Annotated in this window: 13 protein-coding genes and 2 tRNA genes; 9 read left to right on the top strand and 6 right to left on the bottom strand. The window is 63.9% G+C overall.

All coding sequences use genetic code 11. The features are described from left to right. The first annotated feature begins 33 nt into the window (after window positions 1–33). From JET14_RS11480 to JET14_RS11460, 5 genes are read left to right on the top strand one after another with little or no spacing between them, the layout of a single operon-like run. Window positions 34–993: an ABC transporter permease gene (locus JET14_RS11480; RefSeq protein ID WP_200333649.1), complete on the top strand. Its 960-nt coding sequence runs from the start codon at window positions 34–36 to the stop codon at window positions 991–993. Beyond that, window positions 993–1832: an ABC transporter permease gene (locus tag JET14_RS11475; protein WP_200333647.1), complete on the top strand. Its 840-nt coding sequence runs from the start codon at window positions 993–995 to the stop codon at window positions 1830–1832. The genes JET14_RS11480 and JET14_RS11475 overlap by 1 nt, the downstream gene beginning before the upstream one ends. Further along, window positions 1829–3577: an ABC transporter ATP-binding protein gene (locus JET14_RS11470; protein WP_200333645.1), complete on the top strand. Its 1749-nt coding sequence runs from the start codon at window positions 1829–1831 to the stop codon at window positions 3575–3577. Before JET14_RS11475 ends, JET14_RS11470 begins: the two co-directional genes overlap by 4 nt. Beyond that, entirely contained in the window at window positions 3577–4590 is a 1014-nt protein-coding gene (locus JET14_RS11465) for a serine hydrolase domain-containing protein (protein WP_200333643.1), read from the top strand. Before JET14_RS11470 ends, JET14_RS11465 begins: the two co-directional genes overlap by 1 nt. Further along, complete coding sequence (locus tag JET14_RS11460) at window positions 4590–5717, top strand: anhydro-N-acetylmuramic acid kinase (RefSeq protein WP_200333641.1); 1128 nt, start codon at window positions 4590–4592, stop codon at window positions 5715–5717. The genes JET14_RS11465 and JET14_RS11460 overlap by 1 nt, the downstream gene beginning before the upstream one ends. A gap of 69 nt (window positions 5718–5786) precedes the next feature. Here JET14_RS11460 and JET14_RS11455 read toward each other — a convergent pair whose 3' ends face one another. The 5 genes from JET14_RS11455 to JET14_RS11435 form a co-directional block, all read right to left on the bottom strand. Next, window positions 5787–6200, bottom strand: a complete 414-nt coding sequence (locus JET14_RS11455; RefSeq protein WP_200333639.1) for a GNAT family N-acetyltransferase — start codon at window positions 6198–6200, stop codon at window positions 5787–5789. A 114-nt stretch (window positions 6201–6314) separates the two neighbouring features. Next, window positions 6315–6389: transfer RNA gene (locus tag JET14_RS11450), tRNA-Asn, on the bottom strand. A 193-nt stretch (window positions 6390–6582) separates the two neighbouring features. Next, window positions 6583–7254, bottom strand: coding sequence for a hypothetical protein (locus JET14_RS11445; RefSeq protein WP_200333637.1), 672 nt, complete (start codon window positions 7252–7254; stop codon window positions 6583–6585). A gap of 45 nt (window positions 7255–7299) precedes the next feature. Continuing rightward, a complete protein-coding gene (locus JET14_RS11440; RefSeq protein WP_246750295.1) occupies window positions 7300–9234 on the bottom strand; it encodes a mechanosensitive ion channel domain-containing protein in 1935 nt (644 codons plus the stop codon). A gap of 206 nt (window positions 9235–9440) precedes the next feature. After that, entirely contained in the window at window positions 9441–9878 is a 438-nt protein-coding gene (locus tag JET14_RS11435; protein ID WP_200333632.1) for a YqaA family protein, read from the bottom strand. A 315-nt stretch (window positions 9879–10193) separates the two neighbouring features. Here JET14_RS11435 and JET14_RS11430 point away from each other — a divergent pair. Further along, window positions 10194–10267: transfer RNA gene (locus tag JET14_RS11430), tRNA-Cys, on the top strand. 33 nt (window positions 10268–10300) lie between these two features. Here JET14_RS11430 and JET14_RS22655 read toward each other — a convergent pair. Then, the gene (locus tag JET14_RS22655) at window positions 10301–10483 is read right to left on the bottom strand and encodes a hypothetical protein (protein WP_210342043.1); all 183 of its coding nucleotides are present in this window, start codon (window positions 10481–10483) and stop codon (window positions 10301–10303) included. Between the two features lie 233 nt (window positions 10484–10716). On the opposite strand from JET14_RS22655, the gene JET14_RS11425 reads away from it, so the two are divergent. The 3 genes from JET14_RS11425 to JET14_RS11415 all read left to right on the top strand — a co-directional run bounded on the left by JET14_RS11425 (window position 10717) and on the right by JET14_RS11415 (window position 20900). Continuing rightward, a complete protein-coding gene (locus tag JET14_RS11425; protein WP_246750294.1) occupies window positions 10717–17496 on the top strand; it encodes an autotransporter outer membrane beta-barrel domain-containing protein in 6780 nt (2259 codons plus the stop codon). 85 nt (window positions 17497–17581) lie between these two features. Beyond that, complete coding sequence (locus JET14_RS11420) at window positions 17582–18370, top strand: HXXEE domain-containing protein (protein WP_200333630.1); 789 nt, start codon at window positions 17582–17584, stop codon at window positions 18368–18370. Window positions 18371–18383: 13 nt separating this feature from the next. Next, window positions 18384–20900: a mechanosensitive ion channel family protein gene (locus tag JET14_RS11415; protein ID WP_246750626.1), complete on the top strand. Its 2517-nt coding sequence runs from the start codon at window positions 18384–18386 to the stop codon at window positions 20898–20900. The last annotated feature ends 250 nt before the right edge of the window (window positions 20901–21150 follow it).

Raw genomic sequence — 21150 nt, 5'->3', positions numbered from 1 at the left:
CCGGGCAGAAAAGAAGCAAGAGGCGCATACCCCATGAACTATCTGACCCGGCGACTGGTGACCTTCCCTGTGGTCATGCTCGGGGTATCCGTCCTCGTCTTCGTCTCGATCAGGCTGGTTCCCGGCGATGCCATCACGGCGATGCTGGGAACCGAGGCCGGCCTTCTGACACCGGCGCAGCGGGCGTCACTGGAAACCTATTTCGGAATGGACCAGAGCTGGTTCGGCCAGTACTGGCACTGGCTCGGCGGCGTGCTGCACGGCAATCTCGGCATCTCGGTCACCTATGGCAGGCCGGTGATGGAGGTTATCCTGCGCGTCTTTCCGCTGACGCTGGAACTGGCGCTTCTGTCCATGGTCGTCGCGCTCGCCGTCGGCCTTCCCGCCGGCATTTACGCCGCCACCCATGCGGAAAAGCCGTCCGATCTCATCGTCCGGATCGTCGCCATGGTCGGCCAGTCGACGCCGAGTTTCGTCGTCGCGTTGCTGGCGATCTATGCGCTATCCGTCTGGTTCGGCGTTCTGCCCGCCATGGGCACGTTCACGCCGCTCTGGCAAGACCCGCTGAAGAACCTCGCGCAGATGATCCTGCCGGCGCTGACGCTCGGCTTTGCCTTCGCCGCCGCCGTCACCCGCATTTCCCGCTCGGCGATGCTCGATATTCTCTCCGATGATTACATCCGCACGGCGCGCGCCAAGGGCGTGCCGGCGCGTTCCGTCATCTGGCACCACGCGCTGCCGAATGCGCTGATCCCGGTGGTGACCGTCTCGGGCGTCGAGTTCGGTTATCTTCTGGGCGGCGCCGTCATCGTCGAACAGGTGTTTGCGCTGCCGGGCCTCGGGCGCACCGTGCTGGAAGCGATCCTGCAGCGTGATTACGCGCTGGTGCAGGGCAGCGTCCTCTTCATCGCCTTCAATTTCATGATCGTCAATCTGCTGGTGGATCTCGCCTATGCGGCGCTCGATCCGCGCATCCGGCTGGGAGGCAAGTAATGCAGCTCCTGCGCTCCATCTTCGCCCATCCGAGCGGTCGCATCGGCGGCACCATCGTCACGCTGTACATCATCATCGCGGTGCTCGGCCTTGTCGGGCTCACGCCGCACGATCCGCTGATGCAATTCCGCATCGACCGGCTGCACGCCCCGAACGCGACCTACTGGATGGGCACCGACCTTCTCGGCCGTGATGTCGCGAGCCGCCTGATGATCGGCATCGCCCAGTCGTTCATCGTCTCCTTCGCCTCCGTGGCGCTGGCGACCGTCGCCGGCATCGTGCTGGGTCTGGCCGCCGCCTGGTTCGGCAGCTATTGGGACGGCACGATCATGCGGCTGATGGATGTACTTCTGGCCTTTCCGGCCATCCTGCTGGCGCTCCTGATCATCACCATTGTCGGCCCCGGAACATGGACGAGCGTGATGGCGATCGCCTTCGTCTACACGCCGATCTTCACCCGCGTGGTGCGTGGGCCCGCGCTGTCGCTGAAGACCCGCGAATTCGTCGATGCCGCGCGCACCTTCGGTTCGTCGCGCCGCTATATTCTCTCGCGCCACATGCTGCTCAATCTGGTCGCGCCGCTCACCGTGCAGGTGACGCTGGCGCTCGCCTGGGCGCTTCTGACTGAGGCCGGGCTTTCCTTCCTCGGTCTCGGCACCCAACCGCCGAAAGCCTCCCTCGGGCTGATGCTGAGCGAGGCGCGCAACCTGATGGAAATGGCGCCCTGGCTGCTGGTTTTTCCCGCCTTCGCCATCATGATCGGCATTTTGGGCTTCAACCTTCTGGGCGACGCGCTGCGCGATATTCTTGACCCGCGTTCAAGGAGGGCCGAGGCATGAGCCGTCTTCTTTCCGTCTCCGACCTGCATGTGGGCTTCGGCAAGGACCCGGTCAGAAACGAGGTCGTCCACGGCATCGATTTCACGCTGGATGCGGGCGAGACGCTGGCGATCGTCGGCGAGAGCGGCTCGGGCAAGTCCGTCACCGCGCTTTGCCTCAACCGGCTTGTCGATTTCGGCGGAGGCAGGATCACCAAGGGACGGATCGATTTCGCGCTCGGTTCCGGCGAAGTCGCGGACCTTGCCGCTGTGCCCGAGAAGGATCTGGCAAGGATCCGGGGCCGCGAGATCGGCATGATCTTCCAGGAGCCGATGACCTCGCTCAATCCGGTGCACACGATCGGCGAGCAGATTGCTGAAAGCTTCCGCCTGCATCACGGGCTGACCGGCAGACAGGCGATGAACGCAGCCGTCGATGCCCTGAAACGCGTGCGCATTCCCGATGCCGAGCGGCGGCTGAAATACCATCCGCACCAGCTCTCCGGCGGCATGTTGCAGCGGGTGATGATCGCCACCGCGCTCTCCTGCAATCCGCGCCTTCTGATCGCCGACGAGCCGACGACCGCGCTTGATGTGACCGTGCAGGCGCAGATCCTGGCGCTGCTCTCCGAACTGAAGCGCGAAAGCGACATGGGCCTGATCTTCATCACTCACGACATCGGCCTCGTCGCCGGCATTGCCGACAAGGTGATGGTGATGCAACAGGGCGAGGCGGTGGAGCAGGGGCCGACCGATGACGTGCTCGACAATCCGCAGCATCCCTATACGCAACATCTCCTTAAGGCCGTGCCGCACTTCGACGACGGCCGCGCCGTTCGGACGGATTTCTCGCGTGCGCAGGCTGGAGAGGCCAGACCCGCGCTGATCGTCGAGGACCTGACCGTGCGGTTTCCCGTCACCTCCGGCTTCTTCCGTCGCCAGAGCGGTGCCGTGCATGCGGTTGACGGCATCGATTTCGACCTGATGCCCGGTGAAACGCTCGGCATCGTCGGCGAAAGCGGCTCGGGAAAATCGACCACGGCGCGTGCCATCATGGGGCTGACGCAGCCGACGCGCGGCGCGTTTCATCTGGGCGAGGGGGCAAGCATTGCCGCCCATGGCGATCCGATCCAGATGGTGTTCCAGAACCCCTACGCCTCGCTTAATCCGCGCCTGCGCGTCGACAGCATCCTCGCCGAACCGGTGATTGCCACCGGCGGGCGTCTGAACGCCGAGACCCGCGCCCGCATGGCCGAACTCCTGGAACGCGTCGGCCTGCCCGAAAACGCGCTCACCCGCTATCCGCATGAATTTTCCGGCGGCCAGCGCCAGCGCCTCTGCATTGCCCGCGCGCTGATGCTGAAACCTTCCGTCGTGGTGCTGGATGAGGCGGTCTCCGCCCTCGACGTCTCGGTGCAGGCGATGGTGCTGGACCTTCTGACCGCGCTGCAGCGCGACATGAACCTCTCCTACCTGTTCGTCACCCACGACATGGCCGTGGTCGAGCGCATCGCCCATCGCATCGCCGTGGTCTATGCCGGGCAGATCGTCGAGATCGGCGACGCCGCTTCGGTGCTGTCTTCGCCGAAGCACTCTTACACCAGGCGGCTGATTGCCGCCGTGCCGAGCATCGACCGGCGACGGCAGGAGTATCGGCTTGATACAACCGAAGTGCCCTCGCTGGTGCGCCCGGCGGGCTATGAGCCGCCGAAGGCCGACTGGCTGCGGTTTGGCGACGACCACATGGCGCGGAGGGAAGAGGCGTGATGACCTCAAATTTTTCGGATCGCTTCGACAGGGCCTTCGCCGCGTTGAAGGCGTCGGTTGACGAAGGCCGCATTCCCGGCGGCGTTCTCGGGCTTGTGGATGGCGAGGGCAGGCGGCTGACGCAAGCCTGCGGCGCGGCGGCGCTGGAGCCGGAAACGCGGCCGATGACGACCGAAACATGGTTCGATCTGGCCTCGCTGACAAAGGTGATTTTCACCACGGAGCGTATTCTGGCGCTGGCCGGGGAGGGGGCGATCGACCTCGATGAACCGCTGACCGCGTGCATCCCCGACTTCCGGCAATATGCTCCCGATTGCTGGGAGCGGCAGGTCACCTTCCGCCAGTGCCTCGGCCACCAGACGCCCTTTCCTGCGGTCGAGCCGATCTATACCTATGGCGACGATCCGGACCGGCTGCGCGCCTTCGTGCTGCAGCGCGAATGGAAACGGGTCGAAACACCCGTCTATTCCGACATCAATTTCATTCTCCTCGGCATCGCGCTGGAGCGGATTTCCGGCAAGACCGTCCGCGATCTCGATCCGGGGCCGGGCTTTGCCTTTTCCGCCGATCCGGAGAAGACGGCGGCCACCGAGTGCTGCAGCTGGCGCGGACGGGTGATCTGCGGCGCGGTGCATGACGAGAATTGCCACGCGCTTCAGGGCTCCGGCCATGCCGGCCTGTTCGGCACGGTTGATGCCGTGCTTGACCACGCGACCGGTCTTTTGCAGCGCGATGTCGCCGGTGATCCAGCGGTGAAACTGATGCGCGAGCCGTTGTCCGAAAGACGGACCCATGGCTGGGAGCGGCCTTACGAGAACTGGCATGGCGGCGCGCTGTGCTCCGAAGGGACGGTCGGCCATACCGGCTTCACCGGCACGTCGCTGTGCGTGGATTTCGCGCGCGGCCATGCCTGGACGCTGCTGACCAACCGTGTCCACCCGAGCCGCCATACCGAAAGCGGCATCATGACGCTGAGGCGGCGGGTCAGCGACCTTATCAACGGAGCGGAATGATGGTGCAGGATTTCAAACCCGTCTGGGCCGTCGGTCTGATGACCGGAACCGTGCTCGACGGCAATATCGATGTCGCGCTTTTGAAAACCGACGGCGTCACCGTGGAGACGTTCGGCGCCTATACGCTGGCTCCCTATCCGCAGGCGACGCGCGATCTGCTGGAGGAAACGCTGGCGGCGGCCCGCGCCTGGAATTTCGAAGGGTCGGAGCCGACGATCTTCGCCGAGGCCGAAAAGGTGCTGACGCGGGCGCAATCCGACGCGGTGAAAGCGTTGGTCGAGGCCGAGGGACTGTCGATGGCCGATATCGGCATTGTCGGCTTTCACGGCCAGTCCGTGCTGCATCGCGCGCCGACGAAGGATCGCCTGGGCGATACCCGCCAGCTGGGCGACGGGGCGCTGATGAGCCGCATCCTCGGCTGCAAGGTGGCCTATGATTTCCGCACGGCGGATGTGCGCGCCGGCGGGCAGGGCGCGCCGCTTTCGGCCGGCTATCACCAGGCGTTGCTGAAAAGCCTCGATACCTCCGGCAAAACGGCGGTGCTCAATCTCGGCGGCGTTGCCAATGTCACATGGTGGGACGGCGGCGATCGACTGATCGCCTTCGATACCGGCCCGGCGAATGCGCCGCTCAACGACTTCATGAAGGAAAACGGCCTTGGCGAGATGGACCGTGACGGCGCGCTTGCGCTTTCCGGCACGGTGGACGAGGCGCGGCTTTCAAAGTTGCTCGGGCATCCCTATCTCGCCGCGCCCTATCCGAAATCGCTCGACCGTTTCGATTTCTCCTCTGCCATGGCCGAAGGGCTGGATCCTGCAACGGGTGCTGCGACGCTGACGGCCTTTACCGCCGCCGCCGTCGGCAAGGCGCTCGATCTTCTGCCCGCGCGCCCCGACCGTCTCGTCGTTTGCGGCGGCGGCAGGCGCAACCCGGCGATCATGGCGATGCTTCAGACCCGCGCAGGCGTCGAGGCGGTGCCGGCGGAATCCGTCGGCTGGCGCGGCGACGCGATCGAAGCCGAATGCTTCGCCTTTCTTGCCGTGAGGGCCATGCGCGGCCTTCCCTTCAGCTTTCCGACGACGACCGGCGTGCCCGAGCCGATGAGCGGAGGGCGGGTCGCGGGTTGACCGAAATCCGAAAAGAGGACTGAAATCGGAAATTTGATTTGAAGAGTTCAGGCTTTTCTGCCCTGTTCGCTACAGTTTTTTCTGCAGGAATACCCGATCGCGGCCGGCGACAAAATTCTGCATTCGGCCGAATTCGACATAGCCGGAGCGCTGATAGGCCTTGAGCGCGACCGGATTGAAGGTGTCGATGAAGGCGTCGTGACAACCGCGTGCGCGCGCTGCGTTCTCGGCGGCTGAAAGCATTTTTCCGGCCACGCCTTGCCCTCGCGCGTCCTCGCCCACCCACAGCCGCTGCACGTAGAGCCAGCCCCAGGCGGTGAATGCGTTGATACCGGCGATCACAACGCCGTCGCCGTCACGCACGAAAACGGACAGCGGCTTGCGCTCCGCCGGCCCGACGTCGTCATCGTTGAAGCGCGAGAGGTTCTCGTCGACCCGGGCGATATCGTCCGCATCGGGATCGGCTGTGACTGTGATCTGCATGGCGTGCCTTCATGATTCGCATGGTCTTCGGAATGAAGAATACGCCAATTCATTCAGGTGCATAGACAGCCTGTCAGGTGAAATGCTTTAAGTTTTCGGCAAATCAAGAATAAGTGGCTCCCCGGGTCGGATTCGAACCGACGACCTATCGATTAACAGTCGAGTGCTCTACCGCTGAGCTACCAGGGAATATGCGCGCCGCTCGGGCGCTGCGGTGTGAGCGGGTTAATACAAATGCACGGGCGGTTTGCCAAGCCCTTTTTGCAAAAAAATAACATTGTCTTCCGCTTTCGCGCGCAAGGCCGTAATGAGGCCCTTTTCGCTTCGGCCAGCCGGCCCGCTCCCGCGGCCGGAGCGGCGATCGGGAGGGGCCCGCAGGGCCTCAGCCGCGCCGCTGCACCCCGTCGCCCGTTTCGGGGCCGTCGCCGCGCTCGGAACTGTGCATGGCGCGCATTTCGCTCTCGATCCGCCGTCTGGCGCTGCGGGAGCGGATCTGCGTGGCCGAATAGGCGCGGGGCGACAGCAGCAGGTCACCTTCCTTACGGAGGATGTCGAAGCTGCGTTCGGCGGCCACCGGCTGGTCCTCGGAGGTATAGGTCGCAACGACGGTCAGCTTGACGTCGGCGATGTTTTCGAAATCATCGAAACCCTTCGGCGACATCTTGCCGATCAGCGTCCTGAACGAGCCGAGATCGAGATGCTCGCCGGAATCGAGCGGGCCCTGGAACCAGCGCTTGCGCGGATCAGGCGTGCCGTCCTCATCGAAATTGAGGTTGCTCAGGGAATAGCGGAGATTCCTGTCGCCGTCCTCATCCTTTAGGGTGAAATCGAGCAGCACGGCGTCGATATAGATCGGCTTGGCGCTCATATTGGCGACCAGGCAGTGTCCTTCCAGCGTCGGGCCGGCGCCGCGATTGATCAGGATCTTCGCGCGCCGGCCCTCGCGAAAGCCGCTGAAGATCAGCTGCAGATAGATTGCCCAGATGACGAGCGTGCAGAAGCTCGCAATAGCGCTCAGCGCGCCCGAATTCGCGTTGATCCAGCCCCAGACCATGACATCTCCCGAAGGACCCGCCGGGCCCCTGCGGCAGGTCAATGCTTACGTTTCATCGACGGGATAGGCCTTTTCCGCGGGGGCGCTCTTTGACCTCTCCTCGTCACTTTCGTTCTCAACGATGTCGACGGTCTTCTGTTCCGGCAATTGATCGCGGGACAGATAGACAGTGGAGGAGGGGAAGGCAAAGCTCGCGCCGTTGTCCTCGACGGCCTCGCGGATCGCGATCAGGAGCTGTTCCTGAACCTCGAGGAAGGCGTTCATGTCGGTCGCCGCGATATTGGCGTAGATGTCGAAGAGAATGGCGAAGTCGCCATATTCCACCAGGCGCACGCGCAGCGGGCTTTCCAGAACGCTCTCATGCGCTTCCAGGGCTGCGTGAATGCTGTCGCGCACCTTGTGCAGGGCTTCGCTGTCGGTCTCGTATCTGACACCGACCTTGTGGCGGAACAGGAAGACGTCGCGCTGGCTGTAATTGGTGATCTTGTGTTTCACCAGCTCGGCATTGGCGACGATGATCAGCGTGCGGTCGAGCGCGCGGATGCGGGTCGAGCGGATGCCGATTTCCTCGACCGTTCCGGCGGTGTCGGAAAACTGGAAGAAGTCGCCGACGCGCACGATCCTGTCAGCATAAAGAATGAGGCCGCTGATGAAGTTTTCGAGCGTCGGCTGCGCGGCAAGGGCGATGGCCAGGCCGCCGACGCCGAGACCGGCGACGACGCCGTAGATCGGGATGCCGATCCGGGTGGCGCCGTAGCCGAGCACGACGATCGCCACCAGGAAGGAGGCGACCCTGAAGCCGGTGCGCACCAGGCTGGCATCAAGGCTGGCGTTGTTGACGGTCGGATTGCGGATCGTCCACATATAGAGCGTCTGCAGCACCTGGTAGGTGAGCCAGGCCGATGTCGTCCAGATGATGGCGCTGACGATTGTTGTCACGATCTGCAGAAGGTCGCCGGTGATGTTGATCTGCTCCTCGCAGAGATAGTGAAACAGGTTCGCGGCGAGGATCACGAGAAGCGGCGGCGTGAGGCGGCGCGACTGGCGGGCGGCGGGATCGAGCGGAACCGGGCGGCGGTTATTCCAGCGGCTGTAGAGGGCAATCGCCAGCATCAGCACGACCACGGTGAGCGCGAGCGCGAGCCACTGCCAGTAGGCCTGGCCGCCAAACGTGTTCTGAAGCCAGCCCGGACCGTCCAGTATGAACTGATACCATTGCGGCGCGACGAGGTTTCCGGGGGTATAGATGTAGTACTGGTAGAGGTCCTCGCCCCTGTCGGCGATGATCGGCAGCGACTGAAGCGCCTCGTAATCATCCGGAATCTCGTCCACTGTCGCCGCGGTGAACAGATACTGGCCGGAATAGGGCCCGTCCTGCACGCGCTCGATGGTGAGGCTTGTGCCGGGGATGATCCATTTGTCCGGAAGGGGGCCGCCGAGGGCGTCCGCCCGGGCGTTGGAGCCTGCCGGCAGACCGGGAATATCCTCGAGCGGCGGCAGGTAGATTCGATCGAAGATCTCCTGAAGCTGAAGCACCGTCTCGATGCTGAAACGCTCGCGTGAGGCGGCGGGAACGTCGGAAAGGTCGAAGGTCTGCGCGGCCTTGCCGAGCAGGGACTGGACGAGAACCAGTTGATCCTTCTCTTCCTCCGTCATGAAGAAGTTGTCATTGGCGAAGAATTCGTCGCGCACGCCGAGCCAGAGCTTGTTGGCCGCCTGCATGATGACCAGAAAGCTTTCGAGCGTGGCGCGCGGGCTGCGCGTGTCGGGCGGCGAGATCGGGTTGGTCACAAGCCGCTGGTAACGCGAATGCAAGCCCTCATTGTCTGAGGCGTCGCTGATGATCTCCTGAACCAGTTCCGCAGCCGTCGCGTCCTGTTGCCCCTGGGGCGTCGCTGGCGCTTCCCGGGCATAGGCCCTGGTTGCGTAATCGGCATGGAAGAGGGCGAGGAAGGCAAAGAGCAGGGCAAGGGCGAGCAAGGCGCATCGGCTGAACGAAGCGTTCGAGCGTCGGCGCCCGGTTCGGAAAAAATTGTCTGAATGCATCGCTTTCTCCGCTGCCTGCTCTGCGCGATTGATCTCTGCCGGATCCTCATTCCGCCGATCCGCCGCCAACCCTACCTGATTTTTTACGTGATTCGTGTCCAGCCAATGTGAATTTGTTGATTTTCCGGCAGCCGGTCTTCTTACGACAGGCCGAGGACCGCCGCTGTCAGCGCGAGATAGCGCCCGACCTTGGCAATGGTGACGAGGGCGAGGAAGACGGGAAAGGGCTCGCGCAGGGCGCCGGCGACAACGGTCAGCGGATCGCCGATGATCGGGACCCAGCTCAGGAGAAGCGACCATTTGCCGTAGCGGCCGTACCAGGCTTCCGCCCTTTCAAGCGCCCGCGGGCCGACCGGAAACCAGCGCCGGTCGCGAAACCGCGCGATGCCGCGTCCCAGCAGCCAGTTGACGACAGAGCCGAGCACATTGCCGAGCGAGGCGGCGAGCACCAGCGCGAAAACCGGATAGGCTCCCGTCAGCAGCAGTCCGGAAAGCGCCGCCTCCGATTGCATCGGCAGGATGGTCGCGGCGACCAGCGCGCTGGCAAACAGGCCGCCATAGGCAACCAGGGCGCTCATCCGGGGGCGCCGCCGGCGCACTGGTCGCGCCGGTTTCGTCTGTCTTCAGCCGTCGGCATGCCTGTGGTTTCCTGCATCGGGTCACGGACGTAGTATTGCCGGAGATCGCAAGTCGCAAGCCTGAAGGGCCGGCAAGGCGCGGCGTCTGGACAATGCGGGCAGCGCCGCGTCGCGAGCGCCGAACGCACATGAAGAGCGAGGCGGCTGCCAGGAGCGATACAGGCGCAATTTAGCCGCCATTTTTCGGAGATTCCCCTTGCGCCGAATTGCAAATCATTCTAAACGCCCGCCAACGCTTGCTTTTCAGCAGCGCGGGGCCTCGTGGCGGAGTGGTTACGCAGAGGACTGCAAATCCTTGCACGCCGGTTCGATTCCGGCCGAGGCCTCCACTCTCCCTTTTCATACGCGCTAAGCGCATGTATTTACTTCATTTTTCTGGCAGGTGTGGCAGTCGGGAATGCATCGGTGGCTGGTGGTGTGGCAGTTTGTTCGCTTTCCACCCCTGCGGCGGGCAGCAGCTTTGATCCGATTCCGTCCCAGTTTATGCGGCTGACGGCCTGGCGGGCGAGGCGGTCGCGCGCCGTGCGCGGCAAGACTGATTTCATCACTCGCTTCACGGCGATCTGACGGTCATTCCCTATGACGATGCCCGACGAAAAACAGTGCAACTTTTAGGGGAATTCATCAATTTACGGCAGCTATAAGGCGGCAAAACGCCAGAAAAGGTCCGGCCACGGACATTTTGCGCCTGTCTAAGAGACGGGAAATCATCAAGAGTGATTCCCGGGCTTTCTCAAAAGATTCCGCAAACCAGAAAATGCGCCCGGGGGGACGAAACATGACCAAAGCTGTCGGCGGCAAGCGCTCCGGGAACGGCAAGGCCGGCAAGCCGGTGCGGACGGGCATGCGGAAACGCTGGATCGCCTCCTCGCTGCTGTTTCAGTCCACGGCGCTTGCCGGCGCGCTTTCCGGCGTTCCGGTGCCGTTTTATTCGCGCGGCTACAGCCGGGTCTATGCGCAGGCAGTCTGCGATCCGAGTTCGACCGGCAACTACGTCAACAATTCGGGCGCGATCGGCACAACCACGTTCGCCTGCACCATCTCCTCCTCCGGGACCGTGACCGCGCCGCAATATGCCTATGGCGGGGCGATGACCTGGTACCAGTCGAGCAATGTCTACTACAGCCAGTACGACATGCCGCCGGTCCACCCGCAGCAGGGCCTGAACATCACGATCACCAACACCGCGACGATCGACGTTTCGGCGGAAGCGGATGTCGCTTCGATGATTTCCTTCAGTGCGCCGGGCGGAACGCATTTCTACACCCGGAGGCATTCCGATGCGATCGGCGTTGTCTCCGCAGGCAGCAACGCCTTCCGCGGCGAGGTCAAGGACGCCGACAAATATTCCGGCGGGGCGGGCGGCTCCGTTGCCGTCTACAACAAGGCGATCATTCAGAACGCGGCCCGCCACGGCATCTATGTCGTCAGCGGCGGCGGCACGGCCTATGCGACCTATGGCGGCAATGCCGGCGCGGTCACGGTGGGCACCACAGCCGATATCTCGGCGAACGGTTTCGGCATCGTCGCCATCAGTCGCGGAGGCGCGACCTGGGCGCTGACCGGCGGTTCGGGCAATACCGCCACCGTGACGGTGTCGGGCGACGTCAATACGATCGCCTCGAGCAATGCGGGCGGCGGCATCCTCGCAGCCTCCTACGGCGGCAACAGCCCGAACAATATTTCCTGGAACCGCATGGAAGGCGGGACCGGCGGGAATGCGGACGCCGCGACGGTGACGCTCGGTTCGAGCGACAGTGCCTTTACCGGTACGGTTTCGACGGTTGCCGCCGGCAAGATTGGTGATGACTGGACCTTTGACAAGCGTGAGACTGGCGCTGCGCTGACGGCCATAAGCTATGGCGGGCAGGGCCCGGTCAACACGAATGGCTCGGGCGGCGGTTATGACGGCGGCAATGGCGGCAAGGCCTCCGTGACGGTCTACGGTGCATCCGGCACCACGATCAAGACGTCCGGAGACGATTCGGGCGGCATCGTTGCGGCCAGCTATGGCGGCTCCAGCCTGAACTATTATGATGCCTCGAAGAAAGGCGGTGCGGCGGGCGCCGTCTATGCCCAGGTCACGGGCGGCGGCTCGATTGCCACGACGGGTGCCCATTCCAGCGGCATTCAGGCCACCTCGCTCGGCGGGCTGGGCCAGGTTGCCTCGACGGCGACGACGACGCAGAACGGCAAGGGCGGCACCGGCGGCAGCGTTTACGTCAAGAGCGACTTCGCGATCACCACCAAGGGTGATCATTCCCACGGCATCGCGGCAATCTCGTCCGGGGCGGGCGGCGGCGTTTATGTCTGGGACGGCAATGGCGGGTTCCAGTGGGGCGACGCCAATATCGCGTCGAACACAAGCGGAGAAGTCACCGTCAAGAATTATGGGGCAATCGACGTCTACGGCGTCGATTCCCACGGCATCGTGGCGATGTCGATCGGCGGCGGCGGCGGGCTTTTGACGTCGAGCGGCGAGATCGCCACGCAGTCCTACAGCTATTATTCGGCGGTGACCAACTCCGCTTCGCAACAGGTCGGCGGCGCGTCAAGCGGCGCCTATGCGGCAGGCGTCACGGTGACCAACAAGGCGGCGGTCACCACCCATGGCGGATATGCGGCGGGCAAGACCGGCACGCAGAGCACAGGCGATGTTCTGCTGGGCGGCGGCATCGCCATTCTGGCCCAGTCGATTGGCGGCGGCGGCGGCGACAACACCGGTTCGGGCGCGATCGGCGGCATTGGCGGAAGCGGCAAGTCCGGCGGCAACGGCTCCGACGGCGGCACGGCTTCGGTCCAGAACTACGGCGTGCTGACAACCTACGGCGCGGATGCGCACGGCATCGTCGCCCAGTCGATCGGCGGCGGCGGCGGCACGGGCCGCAACAAGAGCGGGCTTTTTGTTGCCGTCGGCGGCGATGGCGGCAATGGCGGGGATGGCAATGAGGTTACGATCACCTCCAACGGCAATATCACCACGAACGGAAGTTACGCGGCCGGCATTATCGCGCAGTCGATCGGCGGCGGCGGCGGCGCCGGGGGCAAGGCCACGGCCTGGGGTATCGGCTTTTCGGATGCCGTCGGCGGCAGCGGCGGTAGCGGAGGCAATGGCGATACGGCAAGTGTCACCACGTCGTCCGGAACCACGGTTTCAACGGCAGGCGTCAATGCTCTCGGGATAGTGATCCAGTCCATCGGCGGCGGCGGTGGCTCGGGCGGCGCGGCCAAGTCGGTTTCCGCCGGCAAGACCTTCGACATCGCGATTGCGACCGGCGGCACCGGTGGTGACGGCGGCAATGGCGGAGAAGCGGAGTTGACCCATTCCGGCGCGGTTTCGACCTCCGGCTATGATGCGACCGCGCTTCTCGTGCAGTCGATCGGCGGTGGCGGCGGCAGCGGCGGCGCGTCGAGTGCAAGTGCGCTCGCCTTCGGCCTGCCCTTCGATGAGAAGGGTGACAGTTTCGCGCTTTCCATGTCCGTCTCCCATGGCGGAGACGGCGGCGTCGCCGGCGACGGCGGAGAAGCCAAGGCGATCCTGGAGAAGGGCAGCGCGGTTACAACCGCCGAGAAGGGTTCGCTTGGCCTCCACGTGCAATCGATCGGCGGCGGCGGCGGCCAGGGCGGCGATTCGACGGCTGCGGCCGGAACCGCGACGCTGCAGAGCGCTTTCGCCAAGCTGACGGACGGCGAGGCCGAGCTTCAGAAGAAACTCGAGGGCGAATCCGTCACCGCTTCGCTGACCTTCTCTCTCGGCGGCGATGGCGGCGCGGCGGGAGCGGGCGGCAAGGCCTACGCGCATAATTACGGGACCATCAAGACCAGCGGCGATTTTGCCGACGGCATGCTGGTGCAATCGATCGGCGGCGGCGGCGGCCAGGGCGGAACCGGCGAGACCGACGGCATCGATTACTTCGGCAGCTCCACCTTCAATCTTTCGCTCTCCATTGGCGGCAATGCCGGCAGCGGCAGCGACGGCGGCTCGGCCTATGGCGGCGTTGCCGATACCGGCGCGGTGAGGACCTATGGCGCGAATTCAACCGGCCTCTTCGTTCACTCAATCGGCGGCGGCGGCGGCAAGGGCGGCGGCGGAACCGGCGATGTCGACGCTGACAACAAGCTTGAGGTCGGCATCGGCGCCACCGGCGGCGCGGGCGGCGATGGCGGCAGCGTCTATGCCTGGAACAACGGCACGGTCCTGACCAAGGGCGATTCTTCTCCCGGCCTGGTTGCTCAGTCGATCGGCGGCGGCGGCGGGCAGGGGGGCTCCGGCACCAGTTCCATCGGCCACGCCTTCGAATTCGAGAAGGAAACCAAGGTCAAGTTCTCCGAATGGGTCAAGGCGCACCCCTCCTTCGATGTCGGCGTCACGCTATCGGCCAATACCGGGGCTTCCGGCGGCGATGGCGGTTACGGGGGCAATGTCTATGTCGGCGTCGAGAAAAAGGGCTCGTCGCAGTCGAAGGGCACGACCACGACATACGGCTCCTTCTCCCACGGCGTTCTGGCGCAGTCGATCGGCGGCGGCGGCGGTGCGGTTTCGACGTCGTCCAGCGCCAACAGCGTCACGGTTTCCGGACCGGAAGCCGACCTTGATATCTCGACGATTTCCTTCGGGGCGACGAACGGCGCGGCAGGCGACGGCGGAAATGTCACGGTCTATGCGGCGAATATCTACACCCAGGGCTTTGCCGCCAATGGCGTGATTGCCCAGTCGCTCGGCGGCGGCGGCGGACATGCGATCCAGACCGGCTATGCCATGGACAAGGTCTCGATCAAGTTCGGGGCGCAGGGCCAGTCCGACGGCACGCGCAACGGCGGCAATGTGCTGGTCGAGACGATCGGCGGCACAAAGATCACCACCTCAGGCGACAATGCCAACGGCATTCTCGGCCAGTCGATCGGCGGCGGCGGCGGTTTCGCCGGCGTCGCGCTCGGCACCTACAATGCGGTGAATGATGAAAGCATCTCCGGCGTCATCAGCTCCATCTTCGGCGGCGGCAGTGACAACGGTCACGCCGACGGGCAGAATGTCATCGTCAACCATTACGGTTCGATCAATACATCAGGCAAACGCTCCGTCGGCATTGCCGGCCAGTCGATCAGCGGCGGCGGCGGTTTTCTTACGGCGGCCGCCAACAATTTCGACCAGTCCGGTTTCGTGCAGAAGCAGGCGCCATCCAGTGCCCACACCGTCAATATCAGCGTCAAGGAAAACGCCTCGATCGTCACCTCCGGCGATGGCGCCTTCGGCATTCTTGCGCAAACTGTTTCCGGCGGCGGCGGCGTTTCGGCCGATCTCGCCCAGAAGCTGAACGCTTTCTACCGCTCCTACGGCGGCACTTTCACCAACAGCCAGTATTACTATTCCAACGATTCCGGCATTGCCGATCAGACCGGCTACGTCGCGGTGACGGTCGACGGCAGCGTCAGCACCAGCGGGAAATATGCCCATGGCGTTGTCGCACAGGCGGTCGGCGGCTCCGGCGGCATCTTCCTGCAGAACGGCAAGACCTACGCCGGCACGCTCGCCAATTTCAACAATCAGCAGGACTCGAAGGTTGCCGGCAATGCGCAGAATGGCAATCTCGAAGTCACGATCAACGGCAGCGTCAAGGTTTCCGATCCGACCGCCTGGGGGCTCTGGTCGCAGGCAACCGGTCCGGCGATGACGTTGACGGTCGGTAGCGGCGGCGTTCTCTCCGGCTCGACGGCGGCGGCCAGCAATGGTGAATATGGCGGCGGCGCGATCTATTCCTCCGGCGCCGACCGAACCGTGCTGATGCAATACAATCACGGCACGGTGACCGGGAATATTGTCCACCACAAGTTCGCAGGTGCCTCCTCGGCCGCCGATGGCGTGATGCAGACGGCGGCGCGCGCCGGTTCCAGCCTGTTCGTCAATCAGGGCACGGGCACGTTCGTGACCGGCCACATTGCCGATGCGGGCGGCATCCTCAACGCCGGCGACATCAATCCGGGCGGGGCGTGGAACACGATCCGGACGCGCGTGACCGGGGACCTTCTCGGCGTCGGCACGAAAGATGCGGGCAGCGCCTATGACGTTGCCGATCTCGGCCTGTCGACCGCCTTCTCGCCCTTCAGCTATTTCGAGCGCAACAGACGGATCGACTGGCGCACCGAAAATTCGAGCAAGGGCGGACTTCTGACCGGGCTCGACGTCGACATGGAGAACGGCACGGCCGACACGCTTCTGATCGAAGGTGATTTTGCCGGCACCTGGGGCGTCGACATCAACGCCAACGCTCTGCTGCCAAACACGCGCACCGAGTTCCTGAAGGCTGAGGGAATGGATACGGCCGAACTCTCGGCGCTCTCCTCCCTGGTCTTCGACTTCACCGACGTGACGAAATCGGCCGAGGGCTGGCATGGGTTCTCCGTGGCTGACGCGCATTTTGCCGACAACGGCGTATCGCTCGGCAGAAATGCAGGCGGCGTCTCGCGGGCGCTGCAGCAGGCCTGGGACAGGATCGCGGACGGCAGCGCGACGGAAGTGAAATTCGCCGAGGACGAAATTTCGCTCGGCGCGGCCTTCGGCGCGTTCCATCAGGCCGATCCCGACACATTCGACGACATGTTGCTGGAGCTTGCCTCGCAGACGGCGGCCGCCCCTCTGGCGAACTCGCCCTCGGCAGCGATCGCGGCTGCCAACAGCGTGCTTTCCTGCCCGGCCTTTGCGACAACCGGCGTGATGATGGACGAGGGCTCGTGCGTGTGGAGCCGCGCGCTTGGCGGCGAGACCACGCAGGGCCAGCACGGCGATTCCTCAGGCTATACCCAATCGGTCGGCGGATTGCAGTTCGGCGGGCAGGCGGCGCTGGCCGATGGCTGGTTCCTCGGCTCGGGCCTGACCTACGAGAACAGCTGGTTCCGCAATGACAGCGGCTCTGAAAAGATGGAACAGCAATCCTTCACCGGCGCGGTGGCGCTGAAGAAGGAGGCCGGTCCCTGGCTCTTCGGTTTTGTCGGCGGCGCAGGCTACAACTGGGGCGATTCGAAGCGCTACATCAATCTCGACACACTTTCGGCCACCGCGCGCGGCGAACCGGATTCGGCAATGGTCTTCGCCCGCGCCCGCGCTTCCTATGAATTTGCCTTCGGCGATGATTACTACATGCGTCCGAAGGTCGATTTCGACGTCATCAACATGCACCAGTTCAGCTATACCGAGACCGGAGCGGGGGCGATGAACCTGATGGTCGACGGGAATTCGGATACCGCCTTCGGGGTTACCCCGGGTGTCGAGTTCGGCGCGCGGATTCCGTTCCGCGAGGATTGGCCGGCGCGGCTCTACGGCGATCTCGGGGTTTCGTTCCTGACGGCCGATAGCTGGGAGACGACATCGCGCTTTGCCGGTCTCTCGTCGATGGACAGTTTCTCCACCTTCACCCCGATCGCCGACACGGTTGGCCATGTCACGCTCGGGCTGGACCTTGCCAAGCGGCAGGGCATGGAGCTGAAATTCCAGTATGACGGCGCCTTTGCCGATGACTACCAGTCGCATACCGGCTCGATCAGGTTCGGCTACCGGTTCTGACCGGCTTCCGCCCCGGCGGAGCTTGCGATAATTTCAGGCAACGCTAACCTCGGGTTGCACGGGGGAAACGCGGCGGAGGCAGGGCATGGCGGAAAATCGGGCGTTCATCTTTCTGGCTCTGGCCTTCGCCATGCTGTGGCTGCCGCTCGGCCAGCATGAATTTCTGCTCGCCGGCTGGATGAAGCTCGGCACCTTCATGGCGCCGTTGCTGGTATTCCTGGCCTTTGCCTTTTCCGACAGGCCCTTGCGGCTCTCCGACAACGATATCGGCCTCTATGCGCTGATCCTTTGGATCGCCTATATCATTCACCAGTTCGAGGAGCACTGGGTCGATCTCTTCGGCCAGGTCTACGCCTTCAAGCCCTATGTCAACATGGTGCTGCTTGACCTGATGCGGGCCCCGGCCGGCACGCCGCCGCCGCTCACCGATGCCGGGGTTTTCGTCATCAACACCTCGCTGGTCTGGCTTGTGGCGGCGCTGGCGATCCTGAGATCCCGCCACCACCTGTTCCCGGCGCTGTGCATGGTGTCGATCGTTCTGGTGAACGCCGTCAGCCATGTCGGTATGGCGATCATCCGGGGCGGCTACAATCCGGGCCTGTTGACGGCAATCGTCCTGTTCTTCCCGCTTTCGCTCGCCATCTATCACCGTTTCCTGAAGGCGGGTATCGCCAGCCGACGGGAGGTCGTTGCCAGCGTCGGCTGGGGCGTCATCGCCCATATCATCATGTTTGCCGGCCTGCTGGCGGCAGGCTATTTCCATGTCATTCCGGAAATGGGCTATTTTGCCCTTCTCGTGATCTGGTCGGTCGTGCCCTGTCTTGTTCTGCGCAACAGTCCGCCCGGCGCGGTGGCAAAACCGGGGGAGGGCTGAAATCTTGGCGCTGATGGAGAACGAACTGGCGAAGGTGAGGGTTGACCGGCCCGTCTCGGAGCGCGCCTGTCTTGCCGTCGTCCTCTCGATCCTCATCCTTCTTTTCCTTGGGCTTGCCGCGCTGGCAACGGCAGCGCCCGCTTCATGGACCGGCGCCTGGGATTCCCGCTGGTTCGATGGCGGCGCGCGGGTCTACATGCAGCAGGACGGCACGCATGTCACCGGGCGATACCCGGCCTATAATGGCCGGCTCGAAGGCGAGGCCGAGGGCAGGCGGCTTGTCGGGACATGGGCCACGCCGAAGGGCAGCGGCTCGTTCGAGTTCATCCTCTCGGAGGACGGCAGCAGTTTTGTCGGGCGGCTCGGCAACAAGCAGTGGTGGACGGGCGCGCGGATCAGCACTGATCATGACCAGGCCCTTCGCGCCTTTCAGTCCTCGCCCTCCGAGACGCTGCGCACTTTCCTGATTGCCGCGGAGGCGGTGGAAAGCGGGCGGCTGGAATACCAGGACGATCTCCTTTCGATGCTGATCTTTCCGGAGGGCGGGCGCGAGAACCACGCCCGCGAACTGGCGCCGCTCGTGCTTCTGCTCGACCAGTTCACCGTCGATCCGGACATTTTCGAGACGAAGGCGCCCGAGGCCGATGAGGCCGAGCTCGTGCTGACGCGCTTTGACGGCAGGACGCTGCCATTGCAGTTCCGCCGTGTCGGCGAGGACTGGTTCATGGTCGCGCCGCAGGCCGATTTCGTCAAAGAGCTGTTTTCCGAGATCGCGGCGACCGCGCAAAGCGGCGGCTACAAGGGCGGCGGCCGTTTCGAAGGCTCGACGCCGCGCGCCGCCATGGAGAGCTTCGTTGACGCCATGCGCGCCGGCCCCGCCATGCAGGACACCGCGATTGCTGCGCTCGATCTTTCCGAGATGCCGACGGTGGTGCGCGACCGCCAGTCGGTGCTTGTCGCCGAATATCTGAACGAGGTGATCGCCAGGATCGGCGAGGTCGTGTTCCAGGAAATTCCCAATGATCCCGGTTCGCTGGAGCCCTTTGTCTATTTTACCCACCCGGCCGGCGATATCGTGCTGGCCCCGACCGAGACGGATGACGGAGTGGAATGGAAGTTCACGCCCGAAACCGTGCGGTCCGTGCGCGGGCTTTACGCGGCGACGGAAAACCTGCCGCCATCCGTGCGGGTTCTGCCCTATGATGCCCATTCGAAAGCGCCGTATTTCAGGATCCGCGCGATTGTCGCCGGGGCGGCGCCCGCGGCGCTGCAGCCGGTCGGCCCGCTGGAGGCCTGGCAATGGGCCGGCCTTGTCGCCATCTTCATCGTCGCCGTTGTCGCCGCCCTTGTTGTCGGACTTCTCCTTTCGGTTGCCGCGCGGCTTGGCCATCCGACGGAGAAGGCGGCGAGCAGCCGCGCCTTTGCGATCTGGGGATTTCGCCTTCTCGCCTTCGGCGTCATCAACTATCTCGGCTTCGCCATTCTTGGCCTGCCCTCCGAATTCGGCAGTGCGATCAAGTCGATGGCGGTCCTGATGATGATCGCGGGCGCGATCCCGATCGAATTCTGGCTGGTCGACCGGCTTCATCACGCCATCGATCGCGCCGGACTGATCAATCAGCGCGGGGCGATCCTGGCGTCGCTTCTGGTGGGCGTTGCCAAGGTTCTGGTGGTCTGCGCCAATATCCTTTTGTTTGCCGACGCGCTCTCCATTCCCTATGGCGCGGCGATTGCCGGCCTCGGCATCTCCGGCATCGCCATCGCCTTTGCGGCGCGTTCGACGCTGGAAAACGTGATCTCGGCCTTTATCCTGTTCGTCGACCGACCCGTCGACGTCAATGACCTCGGCCGTTTCGACGGTCGGATCGGAACGATCGAGCATATAGGGCTCAGGGCGACCGTCATTCGAACGCTGGATCGCACGCTGCTGACCATTCCGAATTCCGATTTCATCTCCGACAGCATCGAGAATTTCACCCGTCGCGACAGTGTGCTGATGCGCCGGCGCTTTGCCCTGAGGCCGGAGACCGGCCGGGACCAGCTGCGCTATCTCTTGACCGAAATCCGGCGCATGCTGATCGCACATCCCAAGGTCCTGCCGGATCCGGCGCGCGTGCGCCTTCTCGGGATCAGCGAGAACCGAATCGAATACGAAATCTTCGCCTATATCCGCACCGTCGACTATTCTGACTTTCTCGCCATTCAGGAAGACGTGATCCTGCGGATGATGGATATCGTCGAAAAGTCCGGGAGCGAATTCGCATCTCCGGCCCGCACCCTCTATCTCGCGCGTGATCGCGGCATCGACGCCGACAAGGGAGAGGCTGCCGAACAGGCTGTGGCAGGCTGGCGCGACGAGGGAAAGCTTCCGTTCCCGAACCTCGCGGCGAGCGAGGTTTCCGCTCTCCGGGACACGCTCGACTTTCCGCCCGAAGGCGCCCCGCCCGAGGATGAGCAGTACAGCCCCTCCGGCCCCGCGGAAAAGGGACGGGAAAGGCGTTTCGGGCTGTTCCGCTTTCGCAGGCAGTGAAAAAGGGGCGGGCGCGAGGTCCGCGTCCTCGCCAACGGGATCCTGTCAATGCCGAAAGCGCCTTTCTTCTGTAGTCTTCCAAGAAGTGATTGCGCTGTCATGACTTCTGCAAGGTCTGAAGCAGCTCTGCCCGGATATTTTTCTTCAGAAATATATTCCTGAAATCATATGCCTTTTGCGAATACCTGACTTTCCAGGAACCTTTTTCCGTTGGCGGCCGTTCAACTGTCACGCGGCCGAGAGGAGTCGC

It is taken from the genome of Martelella lutilitoris (assembly GCF_016598595.1).
GTDB classification, from domain to species: domain Bacteria; phylum Pseudomonadota; class Alphaproteobacteria; order Rhizobiales; family Rhizobiaceae; genus Martelella; species Martelella lutilitoris_A.
The sequence above is the reverse complement of the archived record's forward strand: the minus strand, read 5'-3'. Positions and strand labels throughout refer to the sequence as shown.

Coding starts and splice junctions, on each gene's coding strand:
- JET14_RS11480 (WP_200333649.1), top strand. CDS start 34: ATGAACTATCTGACCCGGCGACTGGTGACCTTCCCTGTGGTCATGCTC.
- JET14_RS11475 (WP_200333647.1), top strand. CDS start 993: ATGCAGCTCCTGCGCTCCATCTTCGCCCATCCGAGCGGTCGCATCGGC.
- JET14_RS11470 (WP_200333645.1), top strand. CDS start 1,829: ATGAGCCGTCTTCTTTCCGTCTCCGACCTGCATGTGGGCTTCGGCAAG.
- JET14_RS11465 (WP_200333643.1), top strand. CDS start 3,577: ATGACCTCAAATTTTTCGGATCGCTTCGACAGGGCCTTCGCCGCGTTG.
- JET14_RS11460 (WP_200333641.1), top strand. CDS start 4,590: ATGGTGCAGGATTTCAAACCCGTCTGGGCCGTCGGTCTGATGACCGGA.
- JET14_RS11455 (WP_200333639.1), bottom strand. CDS start 6,200: ATGCAGATCACAGTCACAGCCGATCCCGATGCGGACGATATCGCCCGG.
- JET14_RS11445 (WP_200333637.1), bottom strand. CDS start 7,254: ATGGTCTGGGGCTGGATCAACGCGAATTCGGGCGCGCTGAGCGCTATT.
- JET14_RS11435 (WP_200333632.1), bottom strand. CDS start 9,878: ATGAGCGCCCTGGTTGCCTATGGCGGCCTGTTTGCCAGCGCGCTGGTC.
- JET14_RS22655 (WP_210342043.1), bottom strand. CDS start 10,483: ATGAAATCAGTCTTGCCGCGCACGGCGCGCGACCGCCTCGCCCGCCAG.
- JET14_RS11425 (WP_246750294.1), top strand. CDS start 10,717: ATGACCAAAGCTGTCGGCGGCAAGCGCTCCGGGAACGGCAAGGCCGGC.
- JET14_RS11420 (WP_200333630.1), top strand. CDS start 17,582: ATGGCGGAAAATCGGGCGTTCATCTTTCTGGCTCTGGCCTTCGCCATG.
- JET14_RS11415 (WP_246750626.1), top strand. CDS start 18,384: ATGGAGAACGAACTGGCGAAGGTGAGGGTTGACCGGCCCGTCTCGGAG.